Raw genomic sequence first — 23,356 nt, forward strand, 5'->3', positions numbered from 1 at the left:
AGAGGATATGCCAATATAATTTTTATAAGTAATAAGCTATATCCTATTTTTTAAAAAACTTGAAATTTTATGAGTTTCAGTAAAGAATACAAGTTTCAATAGAGAATATGAATTTCAATATAAAAGGTGAACTATATTTATTATAGGCCACCTTTTATATATTTTTTTGAGTTATGAGTAGTACTTATTTTCTGTATATATTTATTACAATATCAATATATATTTACTATGCTATCAATATGTGTTTCTTACAATACAAGTATATATTTCTTATTATACCAAATTATACTATAGGATATTACTAAATAAGATTATTCTGTTTTAAGATAAATATTATTATAAATACTGTGATTATGGAAAATGCAGAGGTAAATACTACAATTTGTCCAGCAAGTTCACTATCAGAATTCATCTGTTGGGCCATTGTAAATGAAGAAATAGCAGTTGGAGCAGATAACATTATCATAAGTGAAGCTAATTCTACATTTCTAAATCCAAGAAAAATGCTAATTGGTAAAAATATAGCAGGTATAAGAATAAGTTTTCCGCACACTCCCAGTATAATTGGTCTTATATGTCCTTTTATAGCAGAAAAGCTGAAAGACCCACCTAGAATTATAAGTGATAGGGGAGTAGCAATTTTGGAAATATCACCAATGGTTTTATGTAAAAACTCAGGGATTTTAATATTTAAAATAAGCATTATCAATCCTATTACAGAAGCTATTATGAGAGGATTTGTTAAAACACCTTTAATCATGTGCTTTATATTTATTTTACCACCTCTAAAAATCTCAAGTATTATGACTGATAATACATTGAACATAGGAACAATAACTGCAATTAATAAAGATGTAACCCCAATATTTTTATCACCAAATAGTGAGATTGTTACAGGTATACCAAATATAACAAAATTACTGCGAAAGATACCTTGTATTAATGCACCTCTTGTTTTATTATCTTTTTCAATCTTAGGTATAATAAAAACTAAGAGTAAAAAGATTGAAAAAATACTTATAATAGCTACAGCCATAAGTTTGAGGTTAAGAGAACCATTTAAATCCGTATTGTATATATTAAAAAATAATAGTAATGGCAGGAAAGATTTGAAACAAACATTATTCATTTTATTTAAAGTATGTTCATCAAATAAACTTAATTTTTTCAGAACATACCCAAGTGACATTGTGAGAAACAAAGGAAGAACTACATTTATAGATAGAATTAAATTTTCCAAAGTTTATTCTCCATAACTTGACAATTCGATTAAATTTCCATCAGGGTCTCTTAAGTAAATAGACTTCATTTCACCAAAGGCTCCTGTGCGTTCTACAATTCCTTGCTTAATTTTAATACCATTTTGTTCTAAGTTTGTTTTTGTCATGTCAATATTAGTATTTATCTCAAAACACAAATCAGCACTACCTGTTTGTACGTTTTTGCTGTGAGGTGAAAGTTCATGACCTTTTAAATGGACATTTATTTTGAAATCTCCAGAGTAAAGTTCATATCTTTCATTTGCCATCTTTAATGTAAAACCAAGCTTTTTATAAAAATTTATGCAGTTTTCTATATTATTGGTAGTAATGACCACATGGTCTATTTTTTTTATCATAATAACTCCTCGAAATTTTATATAGATTTATTAAATGTGTTTATATCTTCTTTTAATAAGGCATAAAATAATAATTAGTTAAATATAAGAAATAACCTGAAATTAATTGATTTAATAGTTAAATAAAATATAAAAAATAATTCGAATCCATTGAATCAACAATTAATTAAAATAGAAAAATAATTTAATAGCAATTAAGCTAATCATTAATTAAGTGTAACAAATTAATGATTAGCTATAGTAAATCTAATTAATTAGAATAACTCCCTTTAAGTGTAAATATATCTAAAATATGCCCATCCATGGCTTCAAAAAACTCATTCATATAAAATCCCTTTTCAAGATTAAGAGTAGTATCAAGGGCAAACACATGTATTTCATAAACATGTGGTCTATCTGGAGGAGCCATACCACCATAAACACTAGCTTCTAATCTACCAATATCACCTAATTTACTATGCCAACTAGTAGTCCCTTGAATAAAATCAGTAGCTGTTATGCTTTCATTTTCCTTTAATTCATCTTTTGTTATATTTGCAGCTAGCCAATGTATCCATGCAAATCCACATACAGGAACTGAATCTTTGTCCTCTAAAAATACAGCAAAGGACACTGTATGTTCTGGAGCATCTTCAAATTTTAGAGGTAATGAATATGTAGGCATACCACCTTTATTAAATTGATTTCCTCTTTTTCCATATTTATCTTCTATAACACCGTTTACTATACCTGTACTAGTTACTTTCATAATAATTTGCCTCCTAAATATATAATAAATTAATAAAAATTTTCTGTAAGTTTATTATATACCAGTTGTAAATAATGGTAAATTACTTACTTTACCATTCTCTAGCATGAAATTAATTCCTATATCTTGCATTATAGCCAAAGCATCTAACATCTGCTTTCCACGAATAGGTGTAAGTGAATATTCAACTTTAAGTGGATATCCTTCATAGGTTTTTTTATCAACCATCCCAAATTCAATCAATTCTTTAAGTTGTTCAAGCAACATTTTTTGGTTGATTCCATTAATCTCTTTTTCTAGTTTTGATAGAGAAGTTGGACCTATACGTAATCTCCATAATATAATAGACTTCCATTTACCTTTTATCATATCATGTGTTAGTTCTAATGGACATGTATATTTTTCACGAAGCTTCAAGTATAGTCACCTCCAATTTATTTTGCCAAAATACGTTTTGAAGCAAGTTTATATACAAGTTCAACTTTTTTATTTGAAACATCCCATGAGTTTAATTCGTTTTTTACTAAATCTGGATGTTTTTTACTTATGTCTCTGAGAGCATTTCCAACAGATTTTCTTAAGTATTCACTGTCCTCATCTTTTAAACTAGAAAGCAATGATATAGCTACAGTGGGGTTGGTCTTAAAATAGTCTCGGATAGTCCAAACTCTAAGCCCTTCTGTTACAGCTCTCTTTATATTTGGGTTGTCAGAACTTAACCACTCTTTTATCACAGGAAGTGATTTATCATATCCAACTTCACTACAATAATAATCAAATGATTTAGCTAATATTTCTTGTACTCTCCAGTTTTCATCTTTACTCACATTGTTTTTTAAAAATAATAAGGCTTCAGAAATATGTATTGATATAAAGCCTAATATAAACACTGCTAATTCTCTTACTTGATAGTATTCTGATCTATATAAGTAAATTGATAGATAATAACACTTCTTTGAGTCATTATTTTTTACAATTTTTTTAGCAATATTTTCGATTTCTTTAAAACCATTTTCTATGGTAATAATTTTTGCAATTACTTCTTCCAAGTTTATCTCCTCCAATAAGTAGATTAGTTTAAATTTAATATATTATTTATAATAAAAAAATTTATTTAATTTATATAAAATAAAGACTTGTCAAAAAACGTTTGCAAGCCTTTAATATTAGAATAAATAAAAAACAATAAAAAATCAACCTAATTTAACATATAAATTTACTTTTATTATAAGTTTTATATTATAAAAAGTTATATTTAAAAAATTAATTGAGTTATATAAATTTAACTTAATTTGAGTATACTAATAGAATAAATTATTATATAGTAATACTTAGATGGAATGAATATTTTACCAATTCTATATGATGGTGTATAATTAGGTGATAAAGTAGCTGTAATAATGATATTTTAAGTAAATTACAATTGTGCTTATGATAACTTAAACTATTATTAGAGAATTATCATAACTTTTTTAAAGATTTATTAAGATAATTTCAATTAAATATAAAAAACATATAATAATTGATTTAACTTGAAACAATAATAAAAGAATATAAAAAACGGTGTGTGAAGATATATGAAAGGTAATATAGAAGATATACAAAGGGTAATATAATAGAAAACTAAAAAAATAATATAACAAGAAAGTAAAATAGGAGGAAAAAATGATACCAGGACTTAAAGAGAGTTTGTTAGGATTAATAAACGAAAGTGCATATAATCCTCTAAAAAAGGAAGAATTAGCAGAAATTTTTGATATACATTCATCAGAAATGCCAATGTTCTATAATTTTTTAGAAGAATTAGAGGAAGATGGATATATATGTTTTACTAAGAAAAATAAAATAGTATCATCAAATCAAATGGGATATTTTGTTGGTAAATTTACATCACATAAAAAAGGCTTTGGATTTGTAGAATCTGATGTTGAATACACACAAGATTTATTTATCTCAAGTGACAATATAAATGGAGCTATGCATAATGATAGAGTTATGGCAGAGATAGTTGTACCTGCAACTGAAGAAAAAAGAGCAGAAGGACGAATCGTAAAAATTATAAAGAGAGAAATAACTAAAATAGTAGGTACTTTTCAATCAAGTAAAACTTTTGGATTTGTAACACCAGACAATAAGAAATTTACTAAGGATGTATATATACCTAAAAGATATTTTAGTGGTGCAGTAGATAATGATAAGGTAGTTTGTGAAATTACAGTATGGCCACAAGAAGATAGAAAACCAGAAGGAAAGATTATAGAAATACTGGGTCAAAAAGGTGAAAGAGGAGTAGAAATAGACTCTATAATAAGAGAACATGGTCTTCCAGAAGAATTTCCTAAAAAGGTATTGCAAGAAGCAGAAGCTGTTGCTGTTGAAATTCCAGAAGAAGAGGTAAAAAGAAGAAGAGATTTAAGAGATTTAAATATATTTACTATAGATGGAGATGACGCAAAAGATTTAGATGATGCTATATCAATAGAGGTATTATCTAATGGAAACTTTAAATTAGGGGTTCATATAGCTGATGTTACACATTATGTAAGAGAAAAAAATAAATTAGATAAAGAAGCTTTAAAAAGGGCTACATCTGTATATTTAGTAGATAAAGTAATTCCAATGTTGCCAAAGACTCTTTCTAATGGAGTATGTAGTTTAAATCCATTTGAAGACAAATTAACTCTTTCTATATTTATGGAAATAGACCATAAGGGAAATGTAGTTAAGCATGAAATATGTGAATCTATAATAAATTCAAAGGCTAGAATGACTTATACAGAAGTATCCGATATATTAGAAAAAGATGATGAAAAGCTTAAAAAAACTTTTGAACATGTTGTAGATGATTTTAAAAATTCTGAAATTTTGGCTAGAATTCTTATGTCAAGAAGAGAAAAAAGAGGGGCTATAGACTTTAACTTCCCAGAAGCAAAGATAATTCTAAATGGAAATGGAGAAGTTGCAGATATAAAACCATATGAAAGAAGAATTTCTAATAAAATAATAGAAGAGTTTATGCTTATAAGTAATGAAACAATTGCTGAACATTTTTATTGGATGGGTATACCATTTGTGTATAGAATACATGAAACACCATCTTTAGAAAAAATGGAAGAATTGAGTAAATTTATATCTACATTTGGATATACAATAAAAGGTGATAAAGAAGAAGTACATCCAAAGGCATTACAAGGAATAATAGAGAAGATAAAAGGCAAAACAGAAGAGGGAGCAATCAGTACCATAATGCTTCGTTCTTTAAAACAGGCTAAGTATTCACCAGAATGTAGTGGACACTTTGGGTTAGCTGCTAAATTCTATTGTCACTTTACTTCACCAATAAGAAGATATCCTGACCTTCAAATTCATAGAATAATAAAAGAGTCTTTAAATAATAAGATAAATGGAAAGAGACAAGAGCAACTTACTACTATAGTAGATTATGCATCTGTTCAATCATCTGAAAAAGAGAGAAAAGCAGAATTGGCTGAAAGAGATGTACATGACTTCTATAAGGCTCTTTATATGAAGGATAAAGTTGGTCAAGAGTTTGAAGGTGTTGTATCTAGTGTAACTTCATTTGGAATATTTGTTGAGCTAGATAATACTATAGAAGGATTGATAAGACTTGCAAATATGAATGATGACTATTATATCTATGATGAAAGTTCTTATAGTGTGTTAGGTGAGAGAACCAAGAAGTCATATAAAATAGGTGACCTTGTTAAGATAAAAGTTGAAGGTGTAAATGTAGACTTTAAAGAAATTGACTTTGAGATAGTTGAAAAGATTGAAGAATAAACAAAATATAAAGAATAAGGTTTAATATTTGAAAATAAGAGTAAACAGGAAAAAATTAATATCTTAAAATAAGAAAATACAGAAATATTTAAAAGTAGACATGAACATTTGTAGTGTTTATGGTATGACTAAATGTAGAATATTTGATAAAAAGGAGATGTTTAGACCATATTTAGCATTTGGCAAAAAATATATATTAAAAAATAGATTTTTATAGGAAATAAGTGTATCATTTAGAACTTGAGATACACTTATTTTTTATTTTATATAATTTTGACACGACAACACATGTATTTTACTAAAAAGATAGAACTAGTTTATGCAATATTAGTGCATGTGTGTGCGTAATAAAATTCTTTGGTTCCACATCAGAAATATTACCTCATGTATACTTTGATTTTTAAGATGTAATGACATTTTTTTTAGTGAATTTTCTTGTCAATACCTTTTGTTATGAGTTAAAATTATAAAAATACTACTTAGGAGGGAAGTAATTATGGGCATGATAGGAAGTTACTTTAGAATAAGTGAAGAAAATATTTTGAAATTACAACAATCAACAGATAACTTAGAGGATTTTATGTTTGAAGATGTACAGGAAGATAGCAGTATTAATATTGATAAAGCATGGCATGCAATTCAGTTTACTCTAACTGGTTGTCCTTTTGGTGGAGATAATGCTAATATTTTTAGTAAATTAGTGTTGAGTGGAAACACATTTATGGAAATTGAAGGAGAATTTTATCCTATGTTAATTACAGCTAATGATGTAAAAAAACTATCAGAGGCAATGAACAATTTGGAAGAAGAAGAATTTAGAAAAAAATTTAGTGTCAGTGAAATGCTAGAAAATGAAATTTATCCTGTTATGGATGATGAAGATGAGGATGAATTTTTTGAATATGTATGGGCTAATTTAATTGAACTTAAAAAATTTATGCAAGTAGCTTCTAATGAGGGACAAGCTGTAATATTTTGTATAATGTAATGATTATTATAAAGCTATTTATCATAAGATTGTAAGTTTTATAAAGTTGTTTACTATAAAGTTGTAAATTTTAATAAAGTTAGATATGAGTAAATGATGCCTTTATAAACGTACATATTGAAACAGCAGTAGAATGTAATCCAATTATAGTAATTTTAAAAGAACTTTTTAAATAGTAATATTATCTTTAGACACTTCAATTATTTTTAAATCACTATAGTACAGAAGTCATTAGTATATAAGCGTATTTATTTTATTTATTAAGAGAAATTAGAATCTTTAGAAAAAATTTAGAAATTTCTAAATAATATCTTAAGTTTTAGAATTTATTATGGAAATATAATAAAAAATTAATAAAAATAAAATACTATAAAATGATTTATGGGGGTGTACTTATATATGGAAATGAAAATATCAGTGTCTAATCTCAGTAAGAGGTTTGGTTCAAAATTGGCTCTTGAAAATGTAAACATTGAAATTGATAGTGGAATGTTTGGACTTTTGGGAAGAAATGGAGCAGGAAAAACAACATTTATGCGAATTCTAGCTACTTTATTGTCAAAAACTGATGGCTCAATAGATATGTGTGGAATTCCTATAGAAAAAACGAAAGAAATTAGAGATATGGTTGGTTACCTTCCTCAAGATTTTTCAATGTATCCAAATATGACAGTGTATGAAGCAATGGATTATCTAGCTGTTTTATCAAATATACCATCAGGAAAAAGAAGAAAAATTATCAATAAGTTATTAAGTAAAGTAAATTTAACTAATCATCAAAGAGTAAAAGTAAAATCTTTGTCTGGAGGTATGAATAGAAGACTTGGAATTGCCCAAGCGCTGATTCACAATCCTAAAGTTTTAATCGTAGATGAACCAACAGCAGGACTTGACCCAGAAGAGCGTATACGATTTAGAAATTTATTATGTGAGATTGCCAATGATAGAATAGTTATATTATCAACACATATTGTAGGAGACATAGAAGCAACATGTGAAAATATAGCTATATTAGATAATGGAAAAGTTATATATAATGGAACAACTGAGGCATTAACAAAACTTGCTTATGGAAAAGTATATAGTGTTGAAGTAGATAAAAAGGACATAGAAAATATAAAAAATAGATTTGTAGTTATAGGTATGTTGACTCAAGGTGGAAAAGCTACACTTAGAATCATATCAGAAGAAAAACCTTTTGAAACAGCAGTAGAATGTAATCCAACTATCGAAGATGGCTATATGCTTATGATGGGAGGAAATAAGATATGAATCTATTTATAAAAGAGTGTAAAAACATATTAAAAAGCACAGTCTATTATGTTTTTATTGTAGTATTAGTAGTTTTCTATATTTCACAACTTGGAAGCTCAGTTTCAGAAGATGTAAGCAAAAATATTCCTAATGAAGGGAATCCATTAGTTGCTCCTCAAAGAGTAGAAAACATTGATGAATACTACTTAAAACACAATCAATATCCATATGGTCAAAAAGAATCTTTGAAGTCTGATAAAGTAATTCCAAGTGCAACTATAAGTTTAATTAGAGAATATCAAGAAAATTCATATACAACATATCCAATGGGAATTATTAAGCATATAAAATTAAATGAAAGCAAAACCCAAACTATAGAGAAGTATATTGAGGAGATAACTGGTAACAGTATTGACAAAGTAAACTCAATTTGGGAAAGTGGAGAAAATATAGAAATAAATTCTTCTAAATTATCATTTGAAAAATTTGAAGAAATAATGCAAAGCGTAGATGAAATTTTAGGTGGTGGGTCTGCGTATGCCATTGATAAATTACAAAGATTTGGTATAGTTCCAATTACTTATGAAGAAGCTATGCAAAATTATAACTATACAATACAAAAAGATAAAGTAACTAATGGTTATGCAAGAATTTTTTGTGACTATATTGGTATAATTTTAAGTATATTTCCAGTATTTGTAGCAGTTTTTATGTCAATGAAAGATAGACGTTCAAGAATGAGCGAAATTGTCTATTCAAAACAAGCATCAACATCTAAAATAATTTTATCAAGATATTTTGCTCTTGTATTTATGATGATGTTGCCAGTTTTAATTTTAGGTATAAAAGAATTACTTCCTTTAATTTCATTTGCTAAAGATGAAGGAATTTCTGTTGATAATTTAGCATTTATAAAATATACACTGTGGTGGTTATTGCCAACTCTTATGATAGTTACAGCTGTAGGAGTGAGTCTGACTGTTTTAACAGACACACCAGTAGCAATTATTGTTCAATTAATTTGGTGGTTTTACAGTATAAACTCTATAGGTCTTGAAGGAGATTATCCATCAATGGGACTAATGATAAGACATAATAATGTACTAAATGGAACTATTATAGCAGAAAACTTTAATACTATTATGAGTAATAGACTTTTAATAGGATTAGGAGCATTAATAATTGTCTTGATAACTACATTTTTATATGAACAAAAAAGAAGGGGGAATCTTAATGTTGGTTCAAGGTTTTCAAAATTATTTAGTTTTAATAAAAGAAAACTTCAAATTAAGCACTCTAATTAATCTAATATGTTCAATTGGTATGTTATGTTTGATTCCATTTATACAAGGGGTAGCAAATTTAGATAGTATTTCAGCAGCTATATGTCTTGAAAACTATGTTGTAATAGTAGGAATAATAATGATAGTTCCTATATTTTACTTAGAACAATCAAAGGAAATTGATGAGATAGTATCATCAAAATCAGTATCTCAAGTAGTTATACAATTAATAAGAATAATAATGTCAATTATAAGTATACTTGTGTTAATTGCTGGATTTGTACTGATGTTAAAACATCTTGGAGGCAATTTTCCTATATTTAAATATATTGTGGGGAGTTTTGCATCAGCTATGTTTATAGGAAGTTTAGGTATGTTATTTTCTAATTTATTTAACAATACTATTATAGGATATATGGTATCTATAGGATATTTAATTTTAAATATGATGACTAAAGATAAGTATGTTGGAAATTTCTTTATAATGTCTATGAGTCGAGGTAGCTTTGATGAAAAGTATTGGTTGATATGTGGAAGTATTGTGCTTATAGTTGTATCTCTTTTGATAAAGCCAATAAAGAGAAAGATTGGTTAGTTAGATTAAAATTGTTTATTGTAGGTAAATCAAATAGAGTAATAATAGGCATTTTTAGGTTAATAATCAGAACTATAATAAAAGTTATTAGATTTATAATATATGCTATCAATAATTTTATTTAATTGGATTTATTGATAATTGAATGATTTAACGCAGATAAGATTTGAATTAGAGCATCAGATAAAAAGAATATATTTTTAAATATGAATTTATATTTATAAAAGAGGCTATTAGTAGATTTGAGGCTGTAAGTAGATTTGTGTAGAAACAAATTTACCTACAGCTTTTTTATATTTACACTGATGTCTTTATATTATAAAATATATCTATTTACTAAATTTTATCTAAAGATGTCAAAAGTATATTTTATATTAACTTTACATGAATAGTTTTATAAAATTTTCATAAAATTTCTATTTTTGCTTAGAAACCTTATTATTCATATTATCATTAGTAGGCATGGCTCCAAAGCTTAGTTTTTCGTACATTACTTGAGTAGGAGCTAACCAAACTGTACCATTTCCAGTAAATGTATTTAAGAAACCTTCACCATTTAAAGCAGAACCAATTAAAGATTTATCTGACTTTGTAACAGAAAAATTAACTCCAGATGTTCTGGCTATTGCAAAGTTACCATCTACTTTTAATTCTTCTCCATTGCTCAATTCATATTCTACAATTTCACTTTGAGGCACAACACATTCTAGAACAACTACACCAGTACCACTTAACTCTATTTGGAAGAAACCTTCACCACCAAGTAAAGCAGAAGAGAAGTTCTTTTGCGTAAATGCCTTTACTTCTATAGTGTCAGAGCAACAATAGAATAGACCTTTATCGACGATTATAGAATCATTATCAAGGCTCATAAATAAATAATGTCTAAAAGAAGGCTCTAAGTAAACTTCGCCAGTACCCTTATATGTAGGTTTCATCATTGATTCATTAGTAAGTGCTCCTGATATTCCTTTTTTGAAAAGACCTCCAACACCACCAATTTTAGTTTCAGAAGATATCTTTCCTTTATAATAGTACAGTGCACCAGCTTCTGTTTTTATTGATGAATTATTTAATTTTATCTTAATTTGTCTAGCCTTCAAGCCAGCTTCTCTAGCAAAATATAATCCCATTGCCATCATTGGGCTAGAAGCACCTTCAAGTTTTTCAAATTCTAATATTTCAAATTCACTTCTACCATCTGATGTATTTTCTAAAATTTTTACTTTTTTGCTTAAATCCATACAAATTTCTCCCTACTATATTAAAATTTATCTCTAAAATATTATAAGATATAACTATATATTACATTTTTTTTGAAAAATTAGCTACTTTATCATCAAAGTTTTACATAGATATTAAGAAATTTTAAGAATATTTATAATTGAAGTATATTGTTTGAGTATGTATTTTGAGTAGTATTTATAATTTGTGGGTATTATATTTTGTGAGAGTGTTAAAATTATTTAAAAGAGAAAAGAGAAAAGAGAAAAGAGAAAAGAGAAAAGAGAAAAGAGAAAAGAGAAAAGAGAAAAGAGAAAAGAGAAAAGAGAAAAGAGAAAAGAGAAAAATAGGTATTGGAGTATTAAAATTTTTGTTTTGAGTTTGATAGATTATTTTTAGTAATTTATTTTGACTTTGCATTAAATAGAGTAGATGCAATTTCTTACAATATGTTGTTATATTATTTAATATATATTGCTTAATTAGTTTAATGTATGAGTTGTCATATTGACTAAAGTACTTGAATATGTTATCATACAGGGTAGTCAAAAGATTTGTAGATATAAAATAATTAGTAAATTTTTAGTATATATTAAAGAAATTTCTAGCAAAGAAGGTGAGATTTATATGGCTGGTAAAAAAATATTAGCAACAAACAAAAGAGCAAGACATGAATATTTTATAGAGGAAACCTATGAGTGTGGAATTGAATTAAAAGGAACAGAAGTAAAATCAATAAGACAGGGTAAAGTCAACCTAAGTGATGGATTTGCATCTGTAGATAACAGTGAAGTATTTTTAAAACAAGTTCATATAAGTCCATATGAGCAAGGAAATATATTTAATGTTGACCCTCTAAGAGTGAGAAAGTTATTGCTTCACAAGCATGAGATAAGAAAACTTATTGGAGCAACTACTATAAAGGGGTATTCACTTATACCACTTAGTTTATATTTAAAAAATGGTAAAGTTAAAGTAGAGATTGCTTTAGCAAAAGGTAAGAAGTTATATGACAAGCGTCAAGATATGGCTAAGAAAGATGCCCAAAGACGTATAGAAAGAGAAATGACAGGGAAATATTAAACTAGTTAAAATTGTATTTTTTAGAATAAAATTCTTTATTATCTAGAACATAACATTGATTTTTATTCTTAAAAGTATTATATTATATATACATTAAAAATTTAATAAGAATGGTGATAAAGTTTGCGAAGAGTCTAATGGACTATAAACTACTCAAGGGGGCGTAAAGGTTTCGACGTGGGTTTGGAACTTGAGGCTGCGTGTCGTGTTACTCTGGGTCACGTAAAAACTGGGGAACTTTAAAATAAACGCAGACGATAATTTCGCGATAGCAGCCTAGTTGCTGCTCGTCCCTCTTAGCCCTCCTGCCGGCTAAGACTGGACGTCATTATGCAGGGAACTACTTTGAGGGTGTCTCGACTTAGGGTAGATTAATTGGGACTGGCTAAGCATAGAGCCTGCCACTTGGCGTTATGTAAGGTGAGATATTAGTAAAGTTGGCTACACATGTAGATGCAGCGAGGAAAAGATTTGCGGACAGGGGTTCGACTCCCCTCGTCTCCACCAATTTTTAAAAAAGAATGATGAAATACTTGGAAATACTAGTCTTTGTTGACTAGTATTTTTTATTTTGATGATAAAATCCACCAACCATACCCCAACCACAGAAAATGAGGTTTTTTTGAGGGTATATTGGGGTGCATTTAGGGTGTATAATTATACCTTCAAATTATATAGGGATTGTTAACTTGATAGAGTGATTAAAAATATCATGGTACATATAAATAGTGGAGTGAAAATGATATGAGGATTTTAAATTTTCTAAATAATTGATATAATTAATAATACATAGGTTGCTGCTATATATGCTTAAAAATAATATAATTAATAGAACAAAATTTTATTAAATCTATTTAGGATCATAGAAAAATCAAGGAGGAAAAATTTTTGAATTTAACAAACTATGGGGGACTGTTGGAGAAATCTAAAAAAGTTGAATATGATAAGTCTGTAATGAAATCTGAGCAGAGTGCAAATGCTTTATTCAATTTTATGAAAAAGTTAGAATATCTAAAATATATTTTAGAAAATAGAGCTTTTATACCTAGATATAATGAGGAGGATATATATTATCTAGGCATTGAAAATATGGATAAAATGTCATTTCCAATGACTTGTTTTTGTGATATATGTATTCAAAAAATAGTTCATCATTGTATGAATTATGGTAATATTGGCATTGGTATGTATAAAGAGTGGGGGATAAGTAAGGGTTTACAAGCAATACAATATTTGAATGAAAATTCTGTGCTTGCAAAAGATTTGATTGAATTGTTTAATTTGTCGTTAATAAATCTTAATGATAATCAAGAATCTGAAGATATGACAAAGTATAAAAACTATTTATTAGGTCATATAATGTTTATAAAGCCATTACAAGGAGAAATGTTTATGAATGAGGAGTATAGAATAATGAATTTTCATGATGAAAAAGAATGGAGATATGTACCAGCATTTGATGAAGACGTAGATCTAGATATAATTACACAAAAAGAATCACTGAATCAAAATGCATATAATTTATACTCTCAAGTTTTAAAAGAAAATAAAAATACTTGGCTAAAATTCGATTATAATGATATAAAATATTTGTTTGTTGCAAGTGAAATGGATAGAGATGAAGTTATAAAATTTATAAGCAGTAAAATTAATATTGATGAGTTTGAAAAATACATTTTAATATCAAAAATTATAGTATTAGATTCTATAGAGGAGGATATGTAGTTTTATGTTTGCTAATTTTAATAAAACTTTCAAAAAAGAAAAATTCAGAATACCAAACTCTGTATTAGCTGAGATAAGTAAAAGGTCATTACCTAAAGGTATCAATTATATTCATGTAGATAATGGTGTATGTGTTGTAGATGAAGATTTTAGTAACATTGAGCTAAAGTTAGAAAATCCATCAGGATTTGAAGGAAATACTACTCAAGAACTATTAGAATACTCATATAGAAATCAAGAACCAATTAAAATAAAAGATGGAAGGATAAAATTAGACGAAAATATATTAAAGCTAAATAATCTTGTATGTTTACCTTTTGAAAAGGAAGAGAAAGCAAAAAATTTCTTTTTAATACCATCACAATTTAGAGAATTCAAAATATTTATTGAAAGTAATAATTATAAGAAAAAAATCTTAATGAAAAGGCAAAAATACAATGATAAAGAAAAGCAAGTATTTAAAAATATAAATGATGATTCTTTTGTAATTTCCTATATAATAGATAATTCTATGAATAATATAACCTTTGATATTAATATAAATTTAGATAAAAGTAAAGATTCAAAAGAAGCAATAATGAATTTAAATATATATAAAGATTTCTTGAATGGAATAATTAATATAAATGATTTTGTTTTGGAGGCAAAAGTAAAGATAAACAAAAAAGAAATTAGGGCTGTTAAAAGTATGATTAGTTTTTATGAGAGAATTTTGGAATTAGAGAAGATTATAAATATAAATATTAAGCCCTTACATACAATTTATTCAAATGATTTAATAAATATTGAAAAGTTATATAGAAGTTTCTTCGAGAATAAACCATACAAAGAATATATAAATCTGAATGAAATAGAAATGACTTTTGATAAAAAAATTGATGAAAATGAGCTAGATAAGAAATTAAATGAAGATACTAACTCAATAATACAATTTTGTAATACTGAAGGAATTAATCTTCTAAAAACAGATTTAGAATTTGACTCAATAACTTGTTTTGGCAATATTTCTATAGAAGATGTAGAACTTATATCAGAAGATGAAGTTTATATTTATAAAATAAAAATAAAAAATTATAGAGATAAAAGAATATATAAATCAACAATTCACTTTAAAAATGAATTAGAACGTGAAAAATATCTAAATAGTGATGTTGATGTCACTAAAGAATTATCAGAAGCAAAAACAATAAAAGAAGTATAAATTTACACTTGTATTTAAAGGGTTGGTAAAAAAATATTATTATGTAAAATATATTACCAGGTTTTGAATAGTTTCAAATTTTATTTATTTAAAATTATTTCTATATCATGTTACAATATTCTATTAAGACTTATACAGTTTTGGTAGTAACATGATTCTAAAAAAGCATAGTTATATAGTATCTTTTTTAATATTAACAATGAAATAATTTTACATAAATATTTAGGAAAATGATTTCTTTGCCAGATTATATGGTAAAAAAATACATATGCATTTATAATTAATTTATAATATGTAAAAAAATTAAATGATAAAATTATTTGTGTGAGGAGAATCTTATGGGGCTAGAACTAGTATCATTATCTAGAAGTATAGAAAATGTTTTTAAGTCTTTAATGCAAAGTGGAAGGCCAGATGTATATGATGAACATGATAAAGTAATAACATCAGAGGTATATGTTGATTTATTTGAAAATGATTATATGCTAAGGCAAGTGTTAGATAATAATCATATTATTTTAAAAGGTAGAAGAGGAACTGGGAAATCTACTATTTTTGTTAAGGCAGAAGATTATATTAAGAAAAATAAAAAAAACACTTTACCTATATATATAAACTTACAATCTTGTTATGAAGAAATAAAAACATATTGTGCAGATCAAGATCATAATGAATTAGTGAAAATGAGAACATATAGAAATTTTTTAAATGAAATTTTTAAATCAATAAAATTGTGTATTACTGATTATGATATAAATGATAATGAAATGGATGATTTATTTTTTAGGATTGAAAATGGAGAGTACATAGATGTTGATTTTAAAAAGGAGTATGAAATAGAAGAATTTAAGAGTATAAATAACAAAAAAGATTTAGGTGGGAAAGTAGCATTAAAAGAAATAGCATTAACTGGGAGTTATAATAAAGGGAATAATAATGAATATCGAGCTAAAAAAATACAAAAAGAAATTCGTATATATTCAGTTAGTTCAATATTAAATAATATAAAGGAGATATTAAAAAAAAATGGAATAAATAAAGTATATTTATTTTTGGATGACTTTAGTGAATTAAATAAAGATAGACAAAAAGTAATTGTAGATTCATTAATATCTCCGATTATAGCTTCTTACAATGATTATTTTAATGTTAAAATAGCAGCCTATCCTGGAAGAATATATGTAGGTAATTCTGATTCTACTAAGCTAATTCCAGTTTCTTTAGATTTTTATGATGCTTTTGAAAGGAATACTAAGAACTATACAGGAATAGAAAAAGATTCAATGGATTATATAAAAAGAACTTTAGAAAAGAGATTAAAGATATATACTAATGGTCAAATATCAATAGAAGATATATTTGATTTATCAAAAGCAAGTATGGATACATATTTGAAGTTGTTATTTGAGTGTACTGCTGCTATACCTAGAACATTAGGGTTTATATTGAATTATTGTTATTTAGGTTCAATAAATAATGGTGATCCAATTACTATTGATAATATTAAAAGTTCAACATTGAAATATTATGAGGATAATATATATCCAGATTTTATAAATGATATAAGATTTAAACAATCATTTTATGATGATAAAAATTTATTAGATCAAGTTGCACAAAAGAATTTAATAGATGAAATAGTTAAGTATTTATATACTGTAAAGAGAAATATTATAAAAAATTACCAAGAGGGTAAAATTGATAATGATTTATTCAAAGAAACTATAGAAAGTCATAAAAATGGTAATAGCTTTTGGTTTCCTACATCTTATTTTTATATAAGTAAAGATTATGAATATCTTTTAAAAACCTTAGAACTATCATATTTAGTAAATAAGGTTAATGAAGGTAGTATAAGAGGTGCAGGTGACAAGGGATCTTATTATAGCTTGAATTATGGTTTATGTATAGCTAAGAAAATAGATTTTGGTAGACCAGAATTGAGAAGAAAGTATGATTATTGGAGACAAGCAGAATTTGATTTGACAAATTTTATACCTAAAGTATTAAGTAATATAGAAGTTATAGAATGTATAAATTGTAGTAGAATATATAGTGAATTAGAGTATAATATTTACAAAGAAAATAAGTACTGTTTTAAATGTACAAGTAAAAACTCAGTTATTAAAAAAAATAAGTTTGAAAGTAAACTACAAGAAAAAATAGATGAATGGAGAGATAAAAGTTTGCCTGATGTTCATATAGAGATACTTAGAATACTATACAATAACAAAGATAAAAGATTATCAGCACAAGAAATAGGAACATTGATTGATAAACATAACCTAACTGTTACAAACGCTGCAAGAACATTAAAAAATAAAGAATACATAGATTATATTAATAAGGGTAAACGCTATTATTTTATTACCGAAAAATCAATTGCAGAATTTTTTTCTGAGTCAATAGAAATAGAGCTATATAAAGATGCTTTGATTGAAAAATAAGAATATTAAAATTATTATAAAACAAATCAACAAATGTGTATAACTAGTCATGTTAAATTTTATATGTGAATAGAGGGCATAGTTTTTATAGAGTCTAAGATGACACTACTACAAAGGTTATATAAAAAAATCAGATTAGAGTTTTCTAAGTAAATAGGTAAAAGCTTGGAAGAAAGTATGGATTATTTATATACTTCTGAAACATATAAACTTATAAGTGATGGCATATCAGATATGCACTGTAAGGATCATATATTTAGCTCAAGAATTAATACTGGGAAATGGATTAATGTACCATAAAGGTTACCCAAGATAAATAGTTAAAAAACTAGATACGAATTAAGGATACAAGATAATATAAAATTAATTTGTATCCTTATTTTGATTTTGTAATTAACTATATGAAATTGTAATATTTATATGTATTTGATTTTTACAATGAAAATATTTTATCCAACTTTTCTACAGCTTCAACCTTCTTATCTTCCATAACTTGAGTATATATATTTAAAGTTATTGATATATCATAATGACCCATTAAAACTTGTACAGTTTTAGGAGGGACATCATTCTCAAAAAGTCTAGTTGCATAAGTTTTCCTAAGACCATGAAACTTTATAGGTTCTATATCTAAGCTGTTTAATATAGATTTTAAATTCCTTAAAGGTCTTTTATCATCTATAGGGACACCTAATTCATTGCAAAATACATAATTATCATTTCTATATAATTCTCCAGCCTTTAATATATCTGTATTTTGATTTACTTTATGTTCTTTCAATTTATTTAAGACATCCTTTGGAATAGGCACAGTTCTGTAAGAATTTGATGTCTTTGGTTCTTGTTCTAATACTTTAAGCTCTCTATTTCCATTTTTATCTATAAAATATGTTCTTTGAAGAGTTCTTTTAACTGTTAAATTAGACTTTTTAAAATCAATATCAAACCATTTAAGTCCTAATAATTCTCCTAATCTAAGTCCAGTACCAAGAGCAAGTAAAAATAATACCTCTAATTTATGACCCTCTATAGCTTTTATAAAACTCTTTTGTTGTTCAAGAGTCAATATTTCAAGCTTATTTTCCTTTTTCTCAACTGGTATATTTACCATAGTACAATAATTACGTTGTATAAGACCTTGTTTTTCAGCTTCTGATAAGCAGGTTTTCAGTTTAGTGTTTATTTGTCTTATAGTAGGTATACTTTTATTAGAATCAAGCAATCTATTGTAATATTTTTGTATGTGAGATACTCTTAAGTCTTTTAATTTAACATTGCCTAAATCAGTATCTTTAATATAATTACGATAGATGCTTTCATATCTTTCAAATGACTTGGGTTTTAAATCTTTTATTCTATATTCAAACAACCAATTGTAAAACCAATGCTCTAAAGTTATTTTATTATCTGAAATATCAGAGCTTAAATAATATTGTTTTTTATAAGCATCTAATTTATCTTTAACTTCCTTTTGAGTCTTACCATAAAATTCTTTTCTTATTGGTTTACCATCTTCATTATAGCCAATCATTATACGGGAACACCAGCCATCTTTATATTTTCCGATAGAGCCTTCTCCATTAGCTCTTTTAGTTGCCATTTTTAAACAGCTCCTTATATGATTTATAGTTATATCCATCAAAGAATGTAATACATTTCTCTAATAAGAATTTCATAACTTCATCAGCTTCTAGTGTTTCATAGAAGTTTAGCATTAATGTGTTGTATTCTTGTTTATGTTTAGCTGGTATTGACAGAACTCCTATATCATTGCTTATAAGTATTAAGTTTGAGGTAAGTCGAGCAGTTCTTTTGTTACCATCATAGAAGAATTGACAATAGGACAACCATAAATTTATTATTATAGCCTTTTCTAAGGGGTTAGTTATTTTATTTATGATACTTATGTCACTTATAAATAAATTATTTAATAGAGTGGCTTCTATGCACTCATATTGAGTAGTACCAGCTATACCTATGTTACCGTTTCTAAAATCTCCAACAATCAGAGCTTCATCTTTTGCAACTATTTTATGTATAGAGCAAATTGTATCTTTATTTAAAGATAAGTTTTCTTTGTTACTTAATTTTATTACATAATCCCATGATGATTTGATATTTAGTATTTGATTTTGGTCACTTAATTTATGTCCACCTACTGTTATACCATCAAGTAATGTTTGTACTTCTGGGAATGTGAAGGGGTTATTTTCTAGGTTACCCATATCATATACAAATTCACTTATCATTCTTCTAATGTATGTTAAAGTATATTTTTTATCTCCATGAGGTAGATTAGTAGGGAATTTATGTGTGTATTTTGGTATATACGATTTATTCATGATTTTAGCTCCTTTCATATCTAATTTTTATTTATTAACTATGAATGTATAAAAGTTAATAGGTAAACCCATATTTTGAAAATGTGTAATATTAATATTCTTCATCCTCATCTTCAATAAGACTATTAGAGTTTTCTTGTATAAAATTTTCAACAAGACCATTTATCACCCAATTTAGATTTTTGGAGAAGTCTTTGAAGTCAGAGAAGTTTAGGTTAATTGGTTTTATTGTATCTGCATTATCTGTAATTTCAAACTTTTTCTTATAGTCTGTTTTTATATCATAACCATAATTTTCTAATATGTGAACTACTAAATCCAACTCTTTATCAAATACTTTTAAATTAATATTATTATTTGTTAAAGTATCTAAATCATTTTCTTCAACAATGAGTTTATTTATGGCAGTTGATAAAGCGGTAGATATTTTTCTTATCATATCTAGACTAGGTATTCTTTGATTTTGCTCATATTTAGCTATAGCATGAACTGAACAACCAATCTTGTTGGCTAGCTCACCCCTTGACATATTTATCGATTTCCTATATTGTTTAATCTTTTCTCCGATTGTATTATTCATCATAATTTCACCTTAAATATATCATCAAACAATGATTGTACTTAAACATGTAAAGGAGTTATTTTCTAGATTATCCATATAATATACTAAATCACTCATAATTCTTTTAATGTATGTTAGAGTATATCTTTTATCTCCATGAAATAAATTAGTAGGGTATTTATATGTGTATTTTAGCATCTATGATTTATTTATAATTTTAACTCCATTTGTAGTTCTTTATCATTGCTTTAGATAGTATTGATATTATTTTATATTTTAGTTAGTAGTTTTTTTATTTCTTTAAGTGTATTTTCAAGCTTTTTATTTTTTTCCTTTAATTCATTATTTTCTTGTAATAATTTAAAGTAATCATTATTTTTAATAGTCATATTTTCTTTTTGAGATATTAATTTTTTTAGTCGAATATTACTTCCATTATCTGTTGAGTCATTAAAGTAATCATAGATTGTTTCTATATTTTCTTCTGATAAACCAATATCTAATAATTCATCAATTGATTGTTTTGTAAGAACATCATTTTTAATAATTTCTTTTATGTCATCAGGATGTAATGAAAAATCTAATTCAGTATTAGACATACAATCTGAAAGTATCCAATTATAAACTTGATTTTCATTTAGTTCTAATTTTTCACCAAGTTTATAATATTGGTCTTTATCAGACCAAGCGCCTAGCAATAAACTTGAGGTAATCCTAATATCATCATCTTCCATAAGATTTGAAATAGCATTTAAAAATTCATCAAAAGAATAGTATTCTTCTGGGAATAAAGACTGTAAAAAGTATAAAACATCTTCATTAGTCATTACTTCATTTTCAATATCAAAATAAAAGATAGTCTTTTCAATTTTCAAAGCTTTAGCGAGTTTTGATAAGGTATCTATACTAGGTATTCTTTTATCATTTTCATAATTTATTAGAGCATTTCTTGAGATGCCACTAATTTCAGCAAGTTGAATCTGTGTTAGTTCTTTTTGTTTTCTTATCTTTTTTAAGTTTTTTCCAATTTGCAATATTATCACCTCGTATAAAGTATATCCCAAAAGTACACAAATGAGAACAGAAAAATAATATATTCTTATTGACAGCACACATATGTCGACATTATAATTAAAATGTAAAGTTTACGAATGTAAACTAGGAAAAAGGAGGAAAAAGTATGGGAATCAATTTAAAAATATTTAGGATTAAAAAAGGTTTAAAGCAACAAGAACTGGCAGATAGAGTTGGTATATCAAGATATTATTTGTCAAACTTGGAAACAGGTAAGGCTAATAATCCAAGCAATGATTTGATGATTAAACTATCTAGAGCTTTAGATACAACAGTAGAAGAATTATTTTTTAGTAAGGAGGATTAAAATATGAAAGAGAATAATAATTTAGAAGTTTTAAAGACATTACAAGCTACTTTAAACATTATTGTAAAGAATGAAGAAGAAGCACAAGAAAAAAAGCAAGGATATAAAATTATTGAAAATGCCAAAAGAAATAAAGCTGAACTTATAACATGTAAGGAAGCATCGAAGCTTTATCCTATAGGAGAATCAAAATTTAGGCAGTTATGTCATTCTAGAAACAAAGGATTTCCTTGTATATGGATAAATAATCGAGTATACATAATAAAAAATAAATTAGATGATTGGTTTATTGAAAATGCAAATGGTATCAAGTTATAGTCTTAAAGTAGGTGTTTGTAATTGAGCAATAAAGGGTGGATAAAGCTTTATAGGGAGTTGCTGGATAAATCAATTTGGAAAGACATTAAACCAGAAAGAAAAGTAATATTAATAACTATATTGCTTATGGCTAGTCATAAAGAAAACCATGTTTTTATAGATAATAAAAGGATAAAAATAAAATCTGGACAATTTATTTCTTCATATAGCAAAATAGCTGAAAGATGTGGTAAAGGAGTTAGTTATCAAATGGTTAGAAGTTGTTTGTTGGTTTTTAAAAATGCTGGTTTTCTAACATACGAAACAACAAACAAGTATGTAGTCATAACTATTGAAAACTGGGAGCTTTATCAAGAGAACATAGAAAATCAACAACCTAATCAACAGACTATTAACAATCAATCAACAACAATCAAGAATATAAAGAATGAAAATAATATTATATATAGTGAAATCATAAGCAAATTTAACTCAACTTGTATTGAACTTTCAAAGGTCAAGAAACTAACAGATACAAGAAAGAGGAGAATAAATTCAAGAATAAGAGAATATGATAAAGAAACTGTATTAGATGTTATAAATATAGTTAGTAAGACAAGTTTTCTAAATGGAAACAATAATACAGGATGGAAAGCAAACTTTGATTGGATAATGAATTCAAGTAATTTTACTAAGATACTAGAAGGAAATTATCATAGCAAGGAAACTGACCTAAATAAAGATGAAAAGGTATATAATCCAGATGACTCACAATTAAAGTGGTAGGGAGGTTATATTATAAACAAT

24 protein-coding genes and 1 other RNA gene are annotated in these 23,356 nt (G+C 26.2%); 15 read left to right on the forward strand and 10 right to left on the reverse strand.

Annotated elements, in window-relative coordinates; all coding sequences use genetic code 11:
* Positions 1-301: 301 nt before the first annotated feature.
* The 5 genes from IR151_RS06865 to IR151_RS06885 form a co-directional block, all read right to left on the reverse strand.
* Positions 302-1,189 (reverse strand): AEC family transporter, encoded by an 888-nt coding sequence (locus tag IR151_RS06865; RefSeq protein ID WP_413926640.1) that lies wholly within the window; start codon positions 1,187-1,189, stop codon positions 302-304.
* A gap of 54 nt (positions 1,190-1,243) precedes the next feature.
* Positions 1,244-1,618 (reverse strand): VOC family protein, encoded by a 375-nt coding sequence (locus IR151_RS06870; protein WP_227433782.1) that lies wholly within the window; start codon positions 1,616-1,618, stop codon positions 1,244-1,246.
* Positions 1,619-1,868: 250 nt separating this feature from the next.
* Entirely contained in the window at positions 1,869-2,366 is a 498-nt protein-coding gene (locus IR151_RS06875; RefSeq protein ID WP_227433783.1) for a YbhB/YbcL family Raf kinase inhibitor-like protein, read from the reverse strand.
* Between the two features lie 54 nt (positions 2,367-2,420).
* Positions 2,421-2,783, reverse strand: a complete 363-nt coding sequence (locus tag IR151_RS06880; RefSeq protein WP_227433784.1) for a winged helix-turn-helix transcriptional regulator — start codon at positions 2,781-2,783, stop codon at positions 2,421-2,423.
* 17 nt (positions 2,784-2,800) lie between these two features.
* Complete coding sequence (locus IR151_RS06885) at positions 2,801-3,415, reverse strand: DNA alkylation repair protein (protein ID WP_227433785.1); 615 nt, start codon at positions 3,413-3,415, stop codon at positions 2,801-2,803.
* 616 nt (positions 3,416-4,031) lie between these two features.
* Here IR151_RS06885 and rnr point away from each other — a divergent pair.
* The 5 genes from rnr (at position 4,032) to IR151_RS06910 (ending at position 10,287) form a co-directional block, all read left to right on the forward strand.
* The gene (rnr, locus tag IR151_RS06890) at positions 4,032-6,167 is read left to right on the forward strand and encodes a ribonuclease R (protein WP_227433786.1); all 2,136 of its coding nucleotides are present in this window, start codon (positions 4,032-4,034) and stop codon (positions 6,165-6,167) included.
* Positions 6,168-6,663: 496 nt separating this feature from the next.
* The gene (locus IR151_RS06895; RefSeq protein ID WP_227433787.1) at positions 6,664-7,155 is read left to right on the forward strand and encodes a YfbM family protein; all 492 of its coding nucleotides are present in this window, start codon (positions 6,664-6,666) and stop codon (positions 7,153-7,155) included.
* A gap of 399 nt (positions 7,156-7,554) precedes the next feature.
* Positions 7,555-8,427 (forward strand): ABC transporter ATP-binding protein, encoded by an 873-nt coding sequence (locus IR151_RS06900; protein WP_227433788.1) that lies wholly within the window; start codon positions 7,555-7,557, stop codon positions 8,425-8,427.
* The gene (locus IR151_RS06905) at positions 8,424-9,713 is read left to right on the forward strand and encodes an ABC transporter permease (protein ID WP_227433789.1); all 1,290 of its coding nucleotides are present in this window, start codon (positions 8,424-8,426) and stop codon (positions 9,711-9,713) included. The genes IR151_RS06900 and IR151_RS06905 overlap by 4 nt, the downstream gene beginning before the upstream one ends.
* Positions 9,643-10,287: an ABC transporter permease gene (locus tag IR151_RS06910; RefSeq protein ID WP_227433790.1), complete on the forward strand. Its 645-nt coding sequence runs from the start codon at positions 9,643-9,645 to the stop codon at positions 10,285-10,287. Before IR151_RS06905 ends, IR151_RS06910 begins: the two co-directional genes overlap by 71 nt.
* Before the next feature lie 416 nt (positions 10,288-10,703).
* Here the strand turns inward: IR151_RS06910 and IR151_RS06915 are convergent, their stop codons facing one another.
* Positions 10,704-11,531, reverse strand: coding sequence for an AIM24 family protein (locus tag IR151_RS06915; protein WP_227433791.1), 828 nt, complete (start codon positions 11,529-11,531; stop codon positions 10,704-10,706).
* 203 nt (positions 11,532-11,734) lie between these two features.
* Between IR151_RS06915 and IR151_RS06920 the strand changes: the two genes are divergently transcribed.
* The 7 genes from IR151_RS06920 to IR151_RS20420 all read left to right on the forward strand — a co-directional run bounded on the left by IR151_RS06920 (position 11,735) and on the right by IR151_RS20420 (position 18,267).
* A complete protein-coding gene (locus IR151_RS06920; RefSeq protein WP_227433792.1) occupies positions 11,735-11,890 on the forward strand; it encodes a hypothetical protein in 156 nt (51 codons plus the stop codon).
* 248 nt (positions 11,891-12,138) lie between these two features.
* Positions 12,139-12,594 carry an SsrA-binding protein SmpB gene (gene smpB, locus IR151_RS06925; RefSeq protein ID WP_054275121.1) on the forward strand — a complete coding sequence of 152 codons (456 nt, stop codon included), beginning with the start codon at positions 12,139-12,141 and terminating at the stop codon, positions 12,592-12,594.
* Positions 12,595-12,751: 157 nt separating this feature from the next.
* Positions 12,752-13,101: a transfer-messenger RNA gene (gene ssrA / locus IR151_RS06930) on the forward strand.
* A gap of 381 nt (positions 13,102-13,482) precedes the next feature.
* The gene (locus IR151_RS06935; protein ID WP_227433793.1) at positions 13,483-14,319 is read left to right on the forward strand and encodes an abortive infection system antitoxin AbiGi family protein; all 837 of its coding nucleotides are present in this window, start codon (positions 13,483-13,485) and stop codon (positions 14,317-14,319) included.
* A 4-nt stretch (positions 14,320-14,323) separates the two neighbouring features.
* A complete protein-coding gene (locus tag IR151_RS06940) occupies positions 14,324-15,520 on the forward strand; it encodes an abortive infection system toxin AbiGii family protein (protein WP_227433794.1) in 1,197 nt (398 codons plus the stop codon).
* Between the two features lie 338 nt (positions 15,521-15,858).
* Positions 15,859-17,967 (forward strand): hypothetical protein, encoded by a 2,109-nt coding sequence (locus IR151_RS06945; protein ID WP_227433795.1) that lies wholly within the window; start codon positions 15,859-15,861, stop codon positions 17,965-17,967.
* Positions 17,968-18,144: 177 nt separating this feature from the next.
* Positions 18,145-18,267: a hypothetical protein gene (locus tag IR151_RS20420; protein ID WP_413927353.1), complete on the forward strand. Its 123-nt coding sequence runs from the start codon at positions 18,145-18,147 to the stop codon at positions 18,265-18,267.
* A 133-nt stretch (positions 18,268-18,400) separates the two neighbouring features.
* Here IR151_RS20420 and IR151_RS06955 read toward each other — a convergent pair whose 3' ends face one another.
* The 4 genes from IR151_RS06955 to IR151_RS06970 form a co-directional block, all read right to left on the reverse strand.
* Positions 18,401-19,567, reverse strand: a complete 1,167-nt coding sequence (locus tag IR151_RS06955; protein ID WP_227433796.1) for a site-specific integrase — start codon at positions 19,565-19,567, stop codon at positions 18,401-18,403.
* Positions 19,557-20,309, reverse strand: coding sequence for a Fic family protein (locus tag IR151_RS06960; protein ID WP_227433797.1), 753 nt, complete (start codon positions 20,307-20,309; stop codon positions 19,557-19,559). Before IR151_RS06960 ends, IR151_RS06955 begins: the two co-directional genes overlap by 11 nt.
* Before the next feature lie 91 nt (positions 20,310-20,400).
* Positions 20,401-20,889 carry a helix-turn-helix domain-containing protein gene (locus IR151_RS06965; protein ID WP_227433798.1) on the reverse strand — a complete coding sequence of 163 codons (489 nt, stop codon included), beginning with the start codon at positions 20,887-20,889 and terminating at the stop codon, positions 20,401-20,403.
* Positions 20,890-21,140: 251 nt separating this feature from the next.
* A complete protein-coding gene (locus IR151_RS06970) occupies positions 21,141-21,914 on the reverse strand; it encodes a helix-turn-helix transcriptional regulator (RefSeq protein WP_227433799.1) in 774 nt (257 codons plus the stop codon).
* Positions 21,915-22,051: 137 nt separating this feature from the next.
* Between IR151_RS06970 and IR151_RS06975 the strand changes: the two genes are divergently transcribed.
* The 3 genes from IR151_RS06975 to IR151_RS06985 are packed head-to-tail and all read left to right on the forward strand — an operon-like array spanning position 22,052 to position 23,335.
* Positions 22,052-22,252: a helix-turn-helix transcriptional regulator gene (locus IR151_RS06975; protein WP_003433759.1), complete on the forward strand. Its 201-nt coding sequence runs from the start codon at positions 22,052-22,054 to the stop codon at positions 22,250-22,252.
* A 3-nt stretch (positions 22,253-22,255) separates the two neighbouring features.
* On the forward strand, positions 22,256-22,570 hold the full coding sequence (locus IR151_RS06980) for a hypothetical protein (RefSeq protein WP_022617514.1): 315 nt from the start codon (positions 22,256-22,258) through the stop codon (positions 22,568-22,570).
* Positions 22,571-22,591: 21 nt separating this feature from the next.
* The gene (locus IR151_RS06985) at positions 22,592-23,335 is read left to right on the forward strand and encodes a hypothetical protein (protein WP_227433800.1); all 744 of its coding nucleotides are present in this window, start codon (positions 22,592-22,594) and stop codon (positions 23,333-23,335) included.
* Positions 23,336-23,356 lie beyond the last annotated feature (21 nt).

Origin of the sequence: Clostridioides sp. ES-S-0006-03 (assembly GCF_020662275.1) — a bacterium.
Classification (GTDB): domain Bacteria; phylum Bacillota; class Clostridia; order Peptostreptococcales; family Peptostreptococcaceae; genus Clostridioides.